Origin of the sequence: Nonomuraea typhae, assembly GCF_009760925.1 — a bacterium.
Lineage (GTDB): Bacteria > Actinomycetota > Actinomycetes > Streptosporangiales > Streptosporangiaceae > Nonomuraea > Nonomuraea typhae.
This window is the reverse complement of the sequence record NZ_VRLV01000001.1, coordinates 970,787-986,806: the sequence shown is the minus strand read 5'-3', so window position 1 is coordinate 986,806 and position 16,020 is coordinate 970,787. Positions and strand designations below refer to the sequence as shown.

Here is a 16,020-nt window from a genome sequence, read left to right as displayed (position 1 = left end):
TCAAGCACGGTGACCGGCTATATACTGAAAAGTCCCGAACGGCGCCGCCTCCCCGGGCCGCGACCATCCACCCCGACCCCGAGGGGCTGCCGTTGACCAGCCGTGCCATCGACGGCGTCCTGACCTTCCCCGAAGGCTCGCTCGTCATCCTCACCGGCCTGCCCGGCGCGGGGAAGACCACCCTGCTCACCCGCCTGTACGGCCTCACCGGCGCCGAGACCGCCCCCGTGCCGGCCGGCGACGGGGTCCGCGTCATCGACTCCCGCCAGGCGCGCAACACCTGGGCGCGCCGCCTGTCCTCGGCCCCGAAACCGCTGCGCACGCTGATCGTCCACCTCACGCACGTCTCCCGCATCGCCCGCGCGCTCGCCGCGGGCCACACGGTCGTCGCGCACAACCGCGGCGCCTGGCCCCACGTCCTGTACGGCTTCGCCCACCTGGCCAGGCGGAACCGCCGCGAGTTCCACCTGATCATGCTGGACGTGGACGCCCGGACCGCCCTCGCCGGCCAGCACGCCCGGGGCCGGGTGGTCGGCACCGCCACGTTCCGCCGCCACGGCCGCCGCTGGCGGCGCCTGGTCTCCAAGGTACGGCGGGGCGACCCGGCCCCCGCCACCAGCGTGACCCTCCTGAGCCGCGAGCGCGTCGACGCGCTGCGGCTGATCCGGTTCGTCCCCGGGGGACGCTCCGCCGTGCCGCGGGCGGTGGATCGGTAGGGGTTTTCCGGGTTCGTCAGGGGCTGATCCAGGCGGTCAGCCAGCGGACGATCTGGTGGCTGTAGTCGATGCGGTTCGACGGCTTTCCGTCGGCCATGAACTGATGGGACTCATCCGGATAAAGCACCATCTCGGTGGGGATGCCGAGGGTGCGGAGCGCGGTGAACCACTCCTCCGACTGGCCCACCGGGCAGCGGTCGTCGTTGATCGCATGGACCAGCAGGGTAGGCGTGCGCACGTTTCCCACCCGCTCGATGGGCGACTGGGCGCGCAGGAGTTCGCCGCCGGCGTATATGTCGCCGCCGAACTCCAGCGCGGCGAAGACGTGGCTGTCGTCGGAGCTGCCGGACATGCTGAGCAGGTTCGTGACCGGGCCTCCGGCCACGGCGGCGGCGAAGCGCGTGGTGCGGGAGGTCAGGTGGCAGGCGGTGAAGCCGCCGTAGCTGTAACCGCAGACCGCCAGCCTGGCCGGGTCGGCGCTGCCCTCGGCGACCAGTTCGTCGATCGGGTCCAGGAAGTCGCGTTCGTCGCCCCTGCCCCAGTGGCCGACGCTGGCGGCGTAGAACTCCTCGCCGTAGCCGTCGCTGGCCCTGGGGTTGAGCAGCAGGACGGTCCACCCCCGGGCGGCCAGGAGCTGGTGGTACGGGTGGGCGGGCTCCAGGTGCGGCCCCCAGGCCAGGTGCGGGCCGCCGTGCGCGTCCAGGAGGAGCGGGCCGGTCCGCCCGGGTTCGCGCAGGATCCAGCCGCTGACGGTGGAGCCGTCGCCGATCGTGAACGTGCGCGGCTCCGGCTGGATGAACTCCACCTCGGGCAGGGCGGTCGCGGTGTGCGCGGTCAGCTCACGGGTGCGGCCGGTGCGCAGGTCGGTCAGGGCGATCTCACCGTGGGAGGACGTGCCGGCCAGGACGAGGGCGGCCACGTCACCTGCGACGGAAAGCCCCGCCACCGACAGCCCGGCCCCAGGCTGACCGGCCCCGGACTGACCGGCCCCAGGCTGACCGGCCCCGGACTGACCGGCCCCAGGCTGACCGGCCCCGGACTGACCGGCCCCGGGCTGACCCGGCTCGATCGGGACCGGTTCCGGGTCCCCGCCGCCGGGGCCCACGCGGTACAGGCGGGTGCTGCCCCGGTCGCGGGCGCAGAAGAGGATGTCGCCGCCGGGGGTGAACTGCGGCGTGCCGCCGGGCCACTCCGGTCCGCCGGGGAGCACGTTGCGGTCCAGCGACCCGGCCAGGTCGGTGATCGGGCCGCCGTCCAGGGGCAGCTTCATCAGCCGCGTGTGCCCGATGCGCACCTCGGGCAGCCCGGTCAGGAGCAGCGCCGAGCCGTCCGGGTACCAGTGGACGCCGCCGATCCACCCCTTCTCCTCCCCCACCGGCTCGGGCTCGCCGCCGTCCGCCGCCACCAGGTACGGCATGGCGACGTGGGTCAGGTCGGCCTGCGTGCCCGAGGAGGAGGTGTAGGCCAGCCGCGTCCCGTCCGGTGACCAGGCGGGCTCCCCGGCGTCCCAGTCGCCGGAGGTGAGCTGCGTCACCTTGCCGGTGCCCAGGTCGAGGACGTGCACCTGGCGGCGGAAGCCCGCCCGCAGGCCCAGTCCGTCGGCCTTGTAGCCGAGGCGGCCGATGACGACGGGGCCGCCGGGCGGGCCGGTGCGCACCGCCGCGGTGAACGCGATCCTGGTCCCGTCCGGGCTCCAGTGCGCGGGCCCGGCGCCGTGCGGCAGTTCGGTGAGGCGTTCCGGCTCGCCGCCCGGCCGCAGGGTGAACAGGTCGCCGCCGCGCAGGAACGCCAGCCGGGTCCCGTCGGGCGACCAGGCGGGCGCGGTGTCCGCGGGGCCGTCGGTCAGCTGCGCCGTACCGGAAAGGTCCGCGCACCACAGGGCGCGCACGTTGCGGTCCTGCCCGCGCTCGGCGGTGCGCAGGACGTAGACCACGCGGGAGCCGTCGGGCGCGAGGGCCGGGGAGCTGGGGATGGCGAAGTCCCAGAGGTCGTCCAGGGTGAGGCGGCGCTTCATGCGGCACCGCCCGTGCGCGGGAAGACGCGGCCGGCGATGCGCAGGCCGAGCAGGTCACCGTCGGAGGTGCGGAGAAAGGTCACGGGTTCCCCTTGCCATGTGCCGTCGATCAGGGTGAAGTCGTCGCCCTCGACCCGGCCCGCGCTCATCTCCAGGGGCCGTCCGAGGTGGACGCGCAGGCGTAGTCCGCCGGGTGCGGCGGTCACCTCCACGTCTGCGTCCGGGGTGGTGTAGCGGCCGGCGTATCCGGCCAGGTCCTCTTGCCGGGGTGTGCGGTCGACCGGGCGCTCCGGCCGGCCGATCCCGGCCAGTTCGGCCAGCAGCCGGTCGCTGATCTCGCGGTGGACGAGCTGCCCGTCGTCCACGTTGGTGAGCACCACGACGGCCAGCCCGGCCTCGGGCACGAACCGGCAGACCGTGGCCGTGCCCTCGAGGCTGCCCTCGTGGTAGACGGCGCTCACCTGAGCCGGGCCGCGGGGCAGGTCGTCGAGGTGCCAGCCGAGCCCCGTCCCGGCCCCCGCTCTGACGGGGACCGGGTCGGCGATCATCGTCTTGCGCGTCCCGGGCGACAGCGGCCCGCCCACGTCGAGCTCGCCCAGCCACCAGCACAGCCACCGGAGCTGGTCGCCGGCGGTGGAGATCAGGCCGCCGGAGGGGTTGACGCCCCGGGGCAGCAGCCACGCCTCCTGAACCGGGCGTACGCCGCCGTCGCCGTCACGCAGGTGCCCCGCGGCGGCGGGCGCGGAGATCACCCGCTCGGCGAAGAACGCCGAGTCCGTCATCCCGAGCGGCGCCAGGATCTCCTCCTCCACGAACGCCTCGTACCCGCGCCCGCTGACCACCTCGACCAGCCGCCCGGCGACGTCCAGCCCGGTGTTGCTGTAGGAGAAGGCGGTGCCGGGCGGCAGGATCTGCGGCAGCGTGGCGAAGGCCGCCACCTGCTCGGCCAGCGCCCCCTCGCCCCTCCCGCCCACGAGCCCGGGCTCGTCCCCGAGCCAGCCGCTCAGATGCGTGAGCAGGTGCCGCACGGTCACCGCGGCCGTGGCCGCCGGGTCGGCGACGCGGAATCCCGGCAGATACGCCACCACCGGCGCGTCCAGGTCCACGAGACCCCTCTCGACCAGCGCCAGCACGGCGGTGGCGGTGAACGGCTTGGTCATGGACGCCACCGGGATCCGGGTCTCCGGCAGGAACGGCATCGCGGGCTCGGTCCTGGCCAGGCCGTACGCGCCGGTCCAGTGCCGCCCGCCGTACGCCACCGCGACCGCGCAGCCCGGGGCGCGATGACGGGCGAGCGCGGACAGGACGATCTCGTCGAGATCGGCCGGCAGCACGGGCGGCGGGTTCAGCGGGGACGGGACGGGGCGCACTGATCCTCCTCGGTCGGTACGGCGGGCGGATTGCCGACCGGGCAGGCGGCACGGTGGTGAGCGGAGGCGACCGGGGTCAGGCCCGGGTCGTGGCGTTTGCAGTCCTCCTGGGCGATCGGGCAGCGGGGGTGGAAGCGGCAGCCGGCGGGGACGGCCGACGGGTCGGCGGGCTCGCCCGGCAGGATCGGGATCGGCCGGCGTTCCTGCCCGGCGCGGGGGACGGCGGCGACGAGGGCCCGGGTGTAGGGGTGGACCGGGTTGGCGATGACCTCGGCGGCCGGGCCCTCCTCGACGATGCGGCCCAGGTACATGACGGCGATGCGGTCGGCGTGCCTGGCGGTGGTGGACAGGTCGTGGGTGATCATGAGGATGCCGAGCCCGGCGGCTCTGAGCTCGTCGAACAACGCCAGCACGCCGGCGCGGACCGAGACGTCGAGCATGGAGACGGGCTCGTCGGCGATGAGCAGGTCGGGGCCGAGCACGATGGCGGCGGCGATCGCGGCGCGCTGGCGCTGGCCGCCGGACAGCTCGTGCGGGAACCGCTCGGCGAAGGCGGACGCGGGCGCCAGCCCGGCCCGCTCCAGCGCGTCCAGCACCATCTCGCGGCGTTCGGCGCGGGTGCCGACGCCGTGGACGGCCAGCGGCTCGGCGACCGATCGGCCGATGCGGAAGCGCGGGTCCAGCGACTCGTAGGGGTCCTGGAAGACGACCTGCATCCGGCGGCGCACCGCCTTGAGCCGGCGCCGGGGCAGGGTGGTGATGTCCTGCCCGGCGAACCTGATCGTGCCCGCGGTGGGGTCGGCCATCCGCAGGACGGTCTGCGCGGTGGTGGTCTTGCCGGAGCCGGACTCGCCCACCAGGGCCAGCAGTTCGCCGGGCCCGACGGTGAACGAGACGCCGTCCACGGCCCGCACGACCCGGCGCGGGCGGCCCCGCAGCGGGAAGTGCGTGGCCAGGTCCTCGACGTCGAGCAGGCTCATGCCGTACCTCCTGAGAGTGACGCGGCCAGGTGGCAGGCGCTGTCGTGGCCGGAACTGAGGGAGAGCAGCGGGGGTGTCTCGGTGCGGCAGCGGTCTTCGGTCAGGGAGCAGCGGGGGGCGAAGGAGCAGCCGGGCGCCTCCTCGTCCAGGCGGGGAGGGGCGCCGGGGATGAAGTGGCCCTCTCCGGCGGCGAACAGGGCGCGGCTGTAGGGGTGGCGGGAGTCGCGGTGCAGGTCGCCGATGGGGGCGCTTTCCGCCACCCGGCCCGCGTACATCACCGCGGCCCGCCCGCAGACGCGGCCGACCACGGGCAGGTCGTGGGTGACCAGCACGACGGCCAGGCCCAGTTCGGTGCGCAGCCGGTCGAGAAGGTCGAGCACCTGGGCCTGCACGATCACGTCGAGGGCGGTGGTGGGCTCGTCGGCCAGCAGCACCTTCGGCCCGCAGGCCAGCGCCATCGCGATGGCGGCGCGCTGGCGCATGCCGCCGGAGAACTCGTGGGGGTAGCGCCGGGCCCGGTCGGGGTGGATGCCGACGAGTTCCAGGAGTTCGTGCACGCGCCGGGTGGCGGCCTTGCCGTCGGCCACGCCGTACAGGCGCATCGGCTCGGCGATCTGGTCGCCGATGGTGGCGACGGGGCTGAAGGCGTTCATGGCGCCCTGGAAGACCATGGCGAGGTCGGTCCAGCGGTGCCGGCGCACGCTCGCCTCGCCCCTGGCCAGGATGTTCTCGCCGTTGAGCAGGACCTCGCCCGACAAGGTCGCCGAGGGCGGCAGCAGGCCCATCATCGCCAGGATCGCGGTGGTCTTGCCGCAGCCCGACTCGCCGACCAGGCCCAGGCCCTCGCCCGCCGCGAGCGTGAGGTCCAGGCCGCGCAGCGCGTGCACCCTGCCCTCGCGCAGGCCGAACCACACGTGCAGGTCGCGGACCTCCAGCAGCGGCGCGCTCATCGGCGCTCACCTCCCGAGGGGGCCAGGCGGAAGGTGCGCACGGACAGGTGCCCGGTGCGCAGGCGCGGGTTGAGATGTTCCTCCAGCGCGCGGCCGATCAGCGTGCACGACAGGATCAGGCAGCCGACGGCCAGCCCCGGCGGCACGATGGCCCACCACGCCTGCCGGGAGACGGCCTGCCCGGCGAATGCGTTCTGGATGAGCCGCCCCCAGGAGATCGCCGACGGGTCGCCGAGTCCGAGGAAGGCGATGGCGGTCTCGACCAGGATGGCGTTGCCGACCGCGAAGATGGCCAGGGTCAGCAGCAGCGGGACCACGTGCGGGAGCACATGGGCGGCCACGACGCGCACGTTGCCCGCGCCGATGGTCAGCGCCCGCCGGACGTAGGCGCGCTCGCGCACGCTCAGCGTCTCCGCGCGCACCACCCGGGCCAGCCGCGGCCAGGACAGCAGCCCGATGATGGCGATCACGCCGGTCATGCTGCGCCCCCAGATGGCGGCCACGATCAGCAGCAGCGGGATGTCCGGGATGACCAGCATGTAGTCGGTCAGCCGCATGAGCAGCGCGTCGGTGCGCCCGCCCGCGTACCCGGCGGCCAGGCCGATCGCGCCGCCGGCGACCACGGCGATGAGCGCGGCGGCGAAGCCGACCAGCAGGGAGGTCCTGGCGCCCTGCAGCAGCAGCGTGACCATGTCGATGCCGGCGTCGTCGAGGCCGAGCGGGTGCGCGGGCGAGGGCGGCTGGTAGACCGCGCCCGCCTTCTCGTGCTCGCCGTAAGGGGCGAGCCACGGCGCCAGCACCGCCAGGATGACGATCGCGCCCAGCATCGCGGCGCCTAGGGCGCCGCCCGGGTACCTTCGCAGCACGTTCACGTCCTGATCCTCGGGTCGAGCTTGAGGTAGAGCAGGTCGGCCAGCAGGTTCGCGAGCACGATCGCCACGGTCAGGAGCAGGAACCCGCCCTGGAGCACGGCGTAGTCGCGGTTCTGGACCGCCTGGTAGAGGGCCAGGCCGATGCCCGGGTAGGAGAACACGGTCTCCACCAGCAGCGACCCGGCGACGATGTAGCCGAACGTGAGGAAGATCAGCGTGGAGATCGGCAGCAGTGAGTTCGGTACGGCATAGCGGCGCACGATCCGCCAGCTCGACAGGCCCTTGGCGCGGGCGGTGAGGATGTAGTCCTCGCCGAGCGCGCCGACCAGCGCCGAGCGGGCGATGAGCGCCCACGAGCCGCACCAGGCCAGCCCGATGGCCAGCGAGGGCAGCGCCAGGTGTTCCAGCCGGTCGGCCAGCACCTGCCACCAGGACGGATCACTGAAGCGCAGGTACGGGTCGGCGATGCCGCCGGTCGGCAGGATGCCGCCGAACATCAGCAGCAGCATGAGCCCGATCCACTGGATGGGCAGCACCGACAGGAACATCGAGGCCGACACCGGCGCCCAGTCGGCCGCCGTGCCCCGCCGCCACGCGGCGACCACCCCGATGAGCAGCCCGAGCGCCAGCCCGAAGGCCAGCCCGAGCCCCACCATGGGCACGGTGTTGGCCAGCGGGCCCATCAGCTCGTCCCACACCGGGCGCCGCGTCTGGAAGGAGAAGCCGAGGTCGCCGCGGAGCAGCGCCGAGAGGTAGAGCCAGAACTGCTCCGGGAGGGAGCGGTCCAGGCCCAGTTCCGCGCGCAGGTAGTCGCGGAACTCGGCGCTGCACGTCCGGCACATCTGGTACTGCGTGGCGGCGTCGCCGGGCGCGGCGCGGAAGAGCACGAAGTTGATCGTGACCGCCGCCGCGATGGTGATCCCGGCCGAGGCCACCCGCCGGCCCAGGTAACCGCCGCGCCTCATGAGCCCTGCTGGATCTGGGTCCACAGACCCGGTCCGAAGCGCTGGGTCTCGATGCCGGCCCAGCCCTTCCTGACCACGTGGACGGTCTCGGCGTGGTAGAGCGGCAGGACGGCCCGGGTGTCGCGCAGCAGCGTCTTCTGCAGCGTGGCGACGGCGCCGGCCCGCTCGGCGGGGTCGAGCATGCCGCGCTGCTTGTTCAGCAGGGCGTCGAAGTCCTTGTCGCAGAAGCCGGCGAAGTTGACGCTGCCCCAGCTGTCGCAGCTGTAGACGCGCAGCATGCCGCCCGGGTCCGGGGACAGCGTCCAGTAGGAGTAGGCCAGGTCGAAGTCGAGGTACTTGCCCTCCGGCGCGGTGACCGCGGCCGTGTAGTCGGAGGCGATGTCCGGTTTGAGCTCGACGCCGATCTCCGCCAGGTTCTTCTGCAGGATCTCGGCGACCCTGCTGATCTCCTTCCAGACCACGACCTCGTACGCCATCCGCTCGCCCTTGGGGGTACGGCGGACGCCGTCGGATCCGCGCTTGTAGCCGAGGTCGTCGAGGATCTTGTTGGCCGCGGCCGGGTCGTGCGCGTCGGGCTGCAGGTCCTTCGGGATCCACTCGTCCTGGAAGGGGGCCAGCACGCTGCGGCCGGGCCTGCCGTACCCGTTGAGGACGACCTCGACGAGCTGGGCGCGGTCGAGCGCCAGCGACATCGCCTCGCGCACGCGGACCTCGCGCAGCTCGGGATGGTCCGGCTTCTTGGGGTTGGTGTTGACGTTGAGCAGGGCGACCTCCTGGGAGGGGGAGGTGACCACGTCGAGCCCGGCGCTGCCCTTGACCGAGGCGGCCACGGCGGAGCCGCCGCCGTAGCCCCAGGCGACGGTTCCGGCGCGCAGCGCCTGGGCCAGGCCCTCGTCGTTCTGGAAGACCTGGAGGCCGACGGCGCCGACCTTGGGCTTGGCGCCGAAGTAGCCCTTGTTGGGCTCGAAGATGGTGGTGCCGTCGCCGGCGAACTCGGTCACGGTGAACGGGCCGCCGGAGACGACGGGGAGCTTGTCCTCGGGGCGGAAGGCGAGGACCTTGGAGCCGTCGCCGCCCGCGTGGGGTTCGTAGACGTGCTTGGGCAGCACGTGGAAGTTGGCCAGGAGGGTCAGGACGCTTTCCGCGACGGGTTCGGCGTAGGTGACGACGAGGGTGGTGTCGTCGACGGCCTTGACGCTCTTGATCCCTTCGAGGGCGAAGGAGACCAGGCCCGCGGCGCCGCCGGCGTTCTTGAGCTCGAACTCGGCGGTCCAGGCGGCGTCGTGCGCGGTGAGCGGCTTGCCGTCGGACCAGGTGCCGGGCTGCAGGTGGAAGGTGTAGACCCGGCCGCCGCCGGACACGTCCCATTTCGTGGCCCAGGAGGGCTCGAGCTTGGTGCCGTTGAGCTGGACGAGCGCGGGGTAGATCAGCTGGCGGGCGATCCACGACCCGTACAGGTTGTCGGCGAGGGGGTTGAGCGAGGTCATCCGTCCCAGCGAGGCGGTGACGCCCACGCTGAGGATGCCGCCCGTGGAGGCGGACCCGGACGCGGGGGCGGGGGTTTTGCCGCCGCCGCATCCGGTGGCCGCCGCGGCCAGCACTGCTACGGCACACCACACCTGGGCCGCGCGACGGCGGCCGGGGAGCAAGGTGGACATGGTGTTCCTTTCGGTTTCACAACCAACCCAGGCGGCCTGCGGCCTTGACGTTGACGCGGACCGCGGGCTCGTGCAGGTACGACAGGGGTGTCTCGGTGATCTCGACCACCTGCACCGACTCGGGGTCGGCCCCTGCCTGGACGGCCCGGTGGACCGCCTTCTCGCTCGCTTCCTCGATCGCCTGGCGGCGGCCGTCCCCGGCGGGAGCCAGCGTTTCCCAGCGGCCGCTGACGAGGGCGATGGCGGCGCCCACGGCATTGGCCACATCAGCGTTGTCGGGGCGCAGCACCTTGGCGGCGCCCGGGACGGAGTCGGGGACCAGGAAGGCGCCGCCGCCGACGGCGACGACGGGCCGGTCCCTTCGGCCCAGTGACATCTGGTCGACCGCGTCGCCGATGATCGTGTCGGCGACCTCCAGCGCGGCCTCCAGCAGCGCCCGGATCCGGGCGGCCGGCCGTTCGCCGTCGCCGAGCGCGACCCGGCCCGCCAGCGCGCCCGCGTCGGTGAGCGTGGGGGTCTCGCCCCCGAAGGCCAGCCCTTCCGAGGTGATGCGGTAGCCGACCGAGACGGGGCCGACGACCGGGGCCTCGGGGGCGCCGCTCACGATGGTGCCGCCGCCGACGGCGACGCTGAGGATGTCGGGCATGCGGAAGTTGGTGCGCACGCCGCCGATGTCGGTGGCGAACGACGACTCGCGGGGGAAGCCGCGCACCAGCACGCCCAGGTCGGTCGAGGTGCCGCCGACGTCCACGACGATGGCGTCGTCCACGCCGGACAGGAACGCCGCGCCCCTGATCGAGTTGGCGGGGCCGGAGCCGATGGTCAGCACCGGGTAGCGGGAGGCGTACTCCAGGGCCATGAGGGTGCCGTCGTTCTGGGCGAAGAAGGCCGCCGCGTCCAGGCCGCGCTCGGCGAGCACGGCGTCCAGGGCCCGGGTCACCTCGCCGGCGGCGCGGTAGAGGGCGGCGTTGAGGACGGTGGCGTTCTCACGTTCCAGCAGCCCGAGCGAGCCGATCTCGTGGCTGAGCGAGAGCGCGACGTCGGCGCCGAGCTCCTCGCGGACGATCTCGGCGACCTCCTGCTCCTGCTCGCCGGAGGCCGGGCTGAAAACGCCGGTGACCGCCACCGCGTCCGCCCGCCCGGCCACCGAGCCGAGGAAGCGGCGGATGCCGTCGCGGTCGAGCGGGGCGATGGGCCAGCCGTCCACGAAGTGGCCGCCGCCGAGCATGACCGAGCCCGCCTCGACCACCGCGCGCAGGTCCGCGGGCCAGGTGGTCAGCGGTGCCACGGCCGTGGCGGCGGGGGCGCCGAGGCGGATCACCGCGACCCGGCCCAGTCCCCTGCGCTGCAGGACGGCGTTGGTGGCGTGGGTGGTGCCGAGCATGATCCGGCCGACGTGGCGTTCGCGCTCGCCGAGTTCGCCGAGCACCACCGCCAGCGCCCGGCGGATGCCGCCGGTGACGTCCTCGGTGGTCGCCTGCTTGGTCCTGGCCACGATGGCGTCCGAGCGGTCGAGGACGACGGCGTCGGTGTTGGTGCCGCCGACGTCGATGCCGATCTTCAGATCGCGCCGGGGGTCAGAGGCCGACATGCAGGTACTCCTCAACGGGGCGGTAGTCGATGTGGTAGCCGAAGGCGCGCGGGCCGACGACGGCCAGGCCCTGCGGGGTGCGCCAGAGAGGGTCGCAGGCCCAGGCCAGCACGCTGACCCGCTGGCCGTAGCGGAGGGTCTCCGTGGAGATGGCCTCGGCCGTCTGGGTGTCGACCACGGTGATGAGGTCGGGCACGCTGGCCAGGACCTCACCGGACTCGAAGACGACGAGGTTCTCGTTCTGGATCTCGATGCGGACCATGCGGCCGGCGTGCGCGCCGGTGCCGTCCACGACCACGGCGCCGCGGACGAAGCCGCCGCCGGTCTGCCGCTCGAGCTCGACGATCTTGCCGTCGAGCAGCCGCCTGGCCTTCAGCCGCTCGGTCAGCGCGGCGACCGGGTCGGCGTGGCCCTGGGTGCTGCGGCCGATGTCGAGCGCGGCCGAGACACTGCCCTCGATCACCGCTCCCCTGGCCTGGCGGGCCGGCATCAGGTAGTTGGCCATCATCGTGCTGGCGCCGCTGGCCACGCAGAGGGCGCGGGCCTGCCGTTCCGACCAGATCGCGCTGATCGGGCGCAGCGTGGCGACGTTGCCGACGACGTCGGAAAGGATCACGAGGTCGGAGGTGAGCCCGGCCACGTGCATCGAGACCATCTGGAGTTCGGGGAAGGCCCGGCCCATGCCGTCGGCGTCGAGCATGGGCAGGCCGAGCTGGGCGGCCCAGGCCAGCGGCTCCACGCCGTTGCTGCCGCCGATCTCGCCCGCCATGATCGCCGCGATCGGGCGGCCGGCGACCCGCTCGACCTCCTCGCGCAGCCGCATCGGCTGCTCGGCACTGGCCAGCATCTCGTGCCCGACGGTCGGGGCGCCGATGCTGGACATGGGGACGATGAGGGCGTCGTCGTCGAGGTCGGCCAGCCGTACGAGGGGGACGGGCCCGTGGTCGCGCAGTGCCTGAAGGGCGCTGGGGATGGCGGTCTCCACCGAGCCGCCGCCTCCTGTGCCGAGTACGGCGCAGCCACGTGCGAGTGCGGGGAGGTCACTCTCGGTCAGCCGGATCTCACTTGCTGCCTGCATGCGTCGAGTATGGCCATCGGTCCACCGGCTTCCCATATGGTGCAATCACAACGCTTGGCCCTAATCTGTGGCCATGCCACAGACGGCGACGGTCGCAGAGTTGCTGCGGCACCACGCGAGGTTCGGGCTGTCGCTCGTCGCCGGGCCCGCCGCGCAGGCGCCCATCCGGCACGTGGCCGGGGCCGACACCCTGGCCGCGATCGAGCGGGTGCCGGCCGACAGCCTGATCGTGATCCTGGGCGGGCCGTCCGGCTCCGGCTACGAGATCGACGTGGCGATCCGGCAGGCCGCCGCGCGGGGGCTGGCCGGGCTGGTGTTCGCGGCGCCGCTGCGGCTGCCGATCACCGCCACGCGCCTGGCCGACCGGGCGCACCTGCCCGTGCTGGCGCCGGAGAGGGCGCGCGACGGGGCCGGGCTGCTGCTGGACATCGACCGGTACGTCCGGGGCGGCGCCTCGGACTCGCTGGCCCGCGCGGAGACCGCGATCCGGCTGGCGCAGGCGGCCGCGGAAGAGGGCGGCGGTGAGGCGGTGCGCTCGCTGCTGGAGGCGGCCGCGCAGGCGCTGGGCTGCGGGCTGGTCCTGGACGAGACCGGGCCCGTGGCCGAATCCGACCCGGGCGCGGTGGTGGTCGGGCGGCAGCCGGTCGCGGCGGTGGTGGCCGATCTGGACGACGACGCCACCCGGGTCGCCCTGCCGGCGATCGCCGCGCTCGTCTCCCGGCTGCGCCAGCGCGAGCTCAGCCGCCGCTTCGCGCCCGCCATGACCAGGGCCGGGCTCATCGTCCAGATCGTGCTGTGCGACAGGGCGCAGCTGCCTCAGCTCGTCGACCAGGCGTTCCACCTCGACCTCGCGGTGGAGCAGACCCACGTGGTGGCCTGGCTCAAGGTGGAGGACGCCGCCGCCCGCGGCGAGGCGTCGATGGAGCGCGCCCGCCAGGTGCTCGACGAGGCGGAGCTGTCGGCGCTGCAGGTGCTGCACGCCAAGCCGGGCGAGTGGCACGTGGCCACGCTCGGCGGCGACCTGGTGGTCGTCTGCACCGGCCCGGCCGGGACCGATCCGCACCGCAGCGCGCGGGCCGAGCTTCAGCGGCTGGTCGAGGTCCTGACCGCGCGCGGCGACGTGGTGGTCACAGGCGGGATCGGCACGCCGCAGGCCGGGCCCGACGGGTTGCGGCAGTCGGCGGCCGAGGCACGGGTGGCGGCCGACTCGGCCCGCGCGGCCGGGCGGCACGGCACGCTGGCCGAGACCGACGCCACCGGGTTGCGCCGGATCCTGGCGGGCCTGTCGTCCTCACCGCTCAGCCGCGACCTGCTCAGCGAGATGCTGGCCCCGCTCGACGCGATGGGCGCGGCGCGGGCCAGCATCGGCGTGGTCACCCTGTCGGCCTACCTCGACGCGCAGAGCTCGCCCACGCGGACCGCCGAGGCGCTGCACCTGCATCCCAACGCGGTGGCCTACCGGATCAAGTGGATCTCCGAGGCGCTCGGCGCGGACCTGGCCGACCCGGACACCCGCTTCGCCCTGCAACTGGCCTGCCGGGTCCGCCTCCTCAACGCCTGAAAATGCCCGCCTCAACGCCTGAGCGGCCCGCCTTCTCAATGCCTGAGCGGCCCGCCTTCTCAGCGCGCGGAAAAGGCCGCGGCCGGCCCAGCGGGGCCGGCCGCGGCGTTCGGGGTCGGGTGCCTAGATGCCCTCCCGCCAGGTCCAGCGGCCGGCCAGCATGGTGCCCTCGACCGGCATGGTCCGCAGGTCGGCGCCGGAGGCGGTGTAGGGGTCGGCGCCGGTGACGACGAGGTCGGCCGCATCGCCCTCGGCCAGGCTCGCCCGGCCGGTGCGGGTGGAGGCGGCGATCGCGGCCTCGACGGGGATCGCCTGCTCGGGGTGCCAGGGCTCCCTGCCGTCCCGGCCGCGGTCCACGGCGGCGGCCAGTGTCACCCAGGGATCCAGCGGCGCCACCGGCGCGTCGGAGCCCAGCGCGAGCCGGGCCCCCGCGGCCAGCAGGGCGCGGAACGCGAACGCGCGGCCGGTGCGCCCCGCCCAGTGGTGGTCGGCCACGTCGCGGTCGTCCATCGCGTGCTCCGGCTGGACGCTGGCCACCACCCCGAGGGCGGCGAAGCGGGCGAGGTCGGCGGTGTCCAGGAGCTGGGCGTGCTCGATCGCCCCCTGGGCCCCCACGCGCTCGAAGGCGTCCAGGGCCAGGGTGTTGGCCCGGTCGCCGATCGCGTGCACCGCCGGGCGCAGCCCTGCCGACCAGGCCCGCTCCATCAGCGGCACCAGCTCCTCCGGCGGGACGAGCAGCATGCCCCGCGGCTGCGCGCCGCCGTCCAGGCCCGGATAGGGGTCGTGGCAGAAGGCGGTGCGGGTGTTGAGGGAGCCGTCGGTGATCACCTTGAACGGGCCCATCTCCACCAGGCCGCCGGTCCCCTCGATCACGTCGCCGGTCTTCAGCCCGCGCTCCACCGCCTCCTCCAGGAGCTCCGGCCAGACGCCGCAGACCACCCGCAGCGCCCGGTTGCCGTCGCGGACCCGGCGGGTCCAGGCGTCCAGCCGCCAGGGCGCCTCCAGTTCGACGACGCCGACGACGCCTCTGGCCGCCGCGGCGTCCGCGGCCTCCACGGCCCAGCCGTCCAGGAGGGCCTCGGGCAGGTCGGTGACGTCGGCGGCGATCGCCTCCTTCTCCGACTCGCGCAGGATGCCGGTCGGGTGGGCGGCCCAGCCGTACCGGGTGGCGGCGGCGCTGTTGATCCAGCAGCAGTGCAGGTCCCCGCTGAGCAGGACCACCGGCACGTGCGCGGCCTCGGGGGCGGCGGCGTCCAGGAGGTCGCGGTGGGGCGGGTCCGGCCAGAGGGCGTCGCGGAAGCCGTATCCGACGAGCGGCCGGCCCGGCTCCGGCGGCCTGGTGCGCAGCCGCTCGGCCACCAGCGCGGCGGCTTCCGCGGCGGAGGCGGCCGCGGACAGGTCCAGCCGCTGCCTGGCCGTGATCCACTGGTCGAAGTGCACGTGGTGGTCCCACAGTCCCGGCAGGACCGGACGGCCGCCGAGGTCGGCCACCTCCCAGCCGGGCGCGGGCGCGATGTGCTCGGCGATGCGGGCCACGCATCCTCCGGCCACGAGAATGTCGCGGAGCGCGCCGCCGGTGCGCGCCGCGCGCAGCAAGGTCACGTTCATCGGGTCTCCATCTCACGGGCCAGCGCCGGGTTGGCGTAGAACGGGTCGTGCTCGAGGGCGTGGATGACGTTGCGGACCACGTCCGGGGACTTGTCCTGGCTGAGCTTGGCCTTGGCCACCACCCGCTCCGGCCGCAGCCGGAAGCCGGTCACGCCGGGCGCGATGGCCCGTCCGTAGCCGTGCTCGATCCGGTACGGCTCGGGCCGCACGCGCTCGAAGCGGTCCACGGTGTCCATCAGGACCCGGTAGGTCTCCTCCGGGCCGAGCACTTCGGGCCTGCCGTACAGGTGAACGGCCAGATAGTTCCAGGTGGGCACGGCTGGGCCGGTGCCGTACCAGCCGGGTGAGATGTAGCCGTTCGGGCCTTCCACGATGAGCAGGACCTCGTGCTCGCCGAGTTCGTGCAGGTCGTCGTCGGGCCGGCCGAGGTGGCCGACCAGAGACAGCTCCGGGCCGTCCTCGAGCAGGACGGGCAGATGGGACCCGGTCAAGCCCCCGGAGCCGGCGCTGACCAGCGTCGCCCAGGGGTTGCCGGCGATCAGGGCGCGGATTCGGGTGTCGTCGTCGAGCAGGTAGTCAGGGTTGTGGCGCACGGCACGACTATCGCCGCCGGGGCTGGTGCGGCCAAGATGGCGTCGCCATAAAAACGGGTGCCGT

At 74.0% G+C, this 16,020-nt stretch carries 13 protein-coding genes; 2 read left to right on the top strand and 11 right to left on the bottom strand.

From position 1 onward, the window contains the following. Positions 1-92 precede the first annotated feature (92 nt). Positions 93-716, top strand: a complete 624-nt coding sequence (locus FVE25_RS04635; protein ID WP_157245088.1) for an AAA family ATPase — start codon at positions 93-95, stop codon at positions 714-716. 16 nt (positions 717-732) lie between these two features. Here FVE25_RS04635 and FVE25_RS04630 read toward each other — a convergent pair whose 3' ends face one another. The 9 genes from FVE25_RS04630 to FVE25_RS04590 are packed head-to-tail and all read right to left on the bottom strand — an operon-like array spanning position 733 to position 12,194. Then, positions 733-2,730 (bottom strand): alpha/beta hydrolase family protein, encoded by a 1,998-nt coding sequence (locus FVE25_RS04630; RefSeq protein WP_157245087.1) that lies wholly within the window; start codon positions 2,728-2,730, stop codon positions 733-735. Beyond that, the gene (locus FVE25_RS04625) at positions 2,727-4,100 is read right to left on the bottom strand and encodes a serine hydrolase domain-containing protein (RefSeq protein ID WP_157245086.1); all 1,374 of its coding nucleotides are present in this window, start codon (positions 4,098-4,100) and stop codon (positions 2,727-2,729) included. The genes FVE25_RS04630 and FVE25_RS04625 overlap by 4 nt, the downstream gene beginning before the upstream one ends. Further along, positions 4,076-5,080, bottom strand: coding sequence for an ABC transporter ATP-binding protein (locus tag FVE25_RS04620; protein WP_157245085.1), 1,005 nt, complete (start codon positions 5,078-5,080; stop codon positions 4,076-4,078). Before FVE25_RS04620 ends, FVE25_RS04625 begins: the two co-directional genes overlap by 25 nt. Next, positions 5,077-6,030: an ABC transporter ATP-binding protein gene (locus tag FVE25_RS04615; protein ID WP_157245084.1), complete on the bottom strand. Its 954-nt coding sequence runs from the start codon at positions 6,028-6,030 to the stop codon at positions 5,077-5,079. Before FVE25_RS04615 ends, FVE25_RS04620 begins: the two co-directional genes overlap by 4 nt. Then, a complete protein-coding gene (locus FVE25_RS04610) occupies positions 6,027-6,902 on the bottom strand; it encodes an ABC transporter permease (protein ID WP_157245083.1) in 876 nt (291 codons plus the stop codon). Before FVE25_RS04610 ends, FVE25_RS04615 begins: the two co-directional genes overlap by 4 nt. Then, positions 6,899-7,867 (bottom strand): ABC transporter permease, encoded by a 969-nt coding sequence (locus FVE25_RS04605; RefSeq protein WP_157245082.1) that lies wholly within the window; start codon positions 7,865-7,867, stop codon positions 6,899-6,901. Before FVE25_RS04605 ends, FVE25_RS04610 begins: the two co-directional genes overlap by 4 nt. After that, positions 7,864-9,525 carry an ABC transporter substrate-binding protein gene (locus tag FVE25_RS04600; RefSeq protein ID WP_157245081.1) on the bottom strand — a complete coding sequence of 554 codons (1,662 nt, stop codon included), beginning with the start codon at positions 9,523-9,525 and terminating at the stop codon, positions 7,864-7,866. Before FVE25_RS04600 ends, FVE25_RS04605 begins: the two co-directional genes overlap by 4 nt. A 16-nt stretch (positions 9,526-9,541) precedes the next feature. Then, complete coding sequence (locus tag FVE25_RS04595; protein ID WP_157245080.1) at positions 9,542-11,116, bottom strand: hydantoinase/oxoprolinase N-terminal domain-containing protein; 1,575 nt, start codon at positions 11,114-11,116, stop codon at positions 9,542-9,544. Beyond that, positions 11,103-12,194 carry an S-methyl thiohydantoin desulfurase family protein gene (locus FVE25_RS04590; RefSeq protein ID WP_157245079.1) on the bottom strand — a complete coding sequence of 364 codons (1,092 nt, stop codon included), beginning with the start codon at positions 12,192-12,194 and terminating at the stop codon, positions 11,103-11,105. The genes FVE25_RS04595 and FVE25_RS04590 overlap by 14 nt, the downstream gene beginning before the upstream one ends. A 73-nt stretch (positions 12,195-12,267) precedes the next feature. On the opposite strand from FVE25_RS04590, the gene FVE25_RS04585 reads away from it, so the two are divergent. Continuing rightward, positions 12,268-13,755, top strand: coding sequence for a PucR family transcriptional regulator (locus FVE25_RS04585; protein WP_157245078.1), 1,488 nt, complete (start codon positions 12,268-12,270; stop codon positions 13,753-13,755). Between the two features lie 123 nt (positions 13,756-13,878). Here FVE25_RS04585 and FVE25_RS04580 read toward each other — a convergent pair whose 3' ends face one another. Together FVE25_RS04580 and FVE25_RS04575 are read right to left on the bottom strand one after the other, a co-directional pair. Further along, on the bottom strand, positions 13,879-15,363 hold the full coding sequence (locus tag FVE25_RS04580; protein ID WP_157245077.1) for an amidohydrolase: 1,485 nt from the start codon (positions 15,361-15,363) through the stop codon (positions 13,879-13,881). Beyond that, positions 15,360-15,956: an FMN-binding negative transcriptional regulator gene (locus FVE25_RS04575; protein WP_157245076.1), complete on the bottom strand. Its 597-nt coding sequence runs from the start codon at positions 15,954-15,956 to the stop codon at positions 15,360-15,362. The genes FVE25_RS04580 and FVE25_RS04575 overlap by 4 nt, the downstream gene beginning before the upstream one ends. Between the last annotated feature and the right edge of the window lie 64 nt (positions 15,957-16,020).

Excerpts from the sequence above, each read along its gene's own strand:
- FVE25_RS04585 (WP_157245078.1), top strand. The coding sequence starts at position 12,268 with ATGCCACAGACGGCGACGGTCGCAGAGTTGCTGCGGCACCACGCGAGG.
- FVE25_RS04600 (WP_157245081.1), bottom strand. The coding sequence starts at position 9,525 with ATGTCCACCTTGCTCCCCGGCCGCCGTCGCGCGGCCCAGGTGTGGTGT.
- FVE25_RS04590 (WP_157245079.1), bottom strand. The coding sequence starts at position 12,194 with ATGCAGGCAGCAAGTGAGATCCGGCTGACCGAGAGTGACCTCCCCGCA.
- FVE25_RS04615 (WP_157245084.1), bottom strand. The coding sequence starts at position 6,030 with ATGAGCGCGCCGCTGCTGGAGGTCCGCGACCTGCACGTGTGGTTCGGC.
- FVE25_RS04630 (WP_157245087.1), bottom strand. The coding sequence starts at position 2,730 with ATGAAGCGCCGCCTCACCCTGGACGACCTCTGGGACTTCGCCATCCCC.
- FVE25_RS04605 (WP_157245082.1), bottom strand. The coding sequence starts at position 7,867 with ATGAGGCGCGGCGGTTACCTGGGCCGGCGGGTGGCCTCGGCCGGGATC.
- FVE25_RS04580 (WP_157245077.1), bottom strand. The coding sequence starts at position 15,363 with ATGAACGTGACCTTGCTGCGCGCGGCGCGCACCGGCGGCGCGCTCCGC.
- FVE25_RS04595 (WP_157245080.1), bottom strand. The coding sequence starts at position 11,116 with ATGTCGGCCTCTGACCCCCGGCGCGATCTGAAGATCGGCATCGACGTC.
- FVE25_RS04620 (WP_157245085.1), bottom strand. The coding sequence starts at position 5,080 with ATGAGCCTGCTCGACGTCGAGGACCTGGCCACGCACTTCCCGCTGCGG.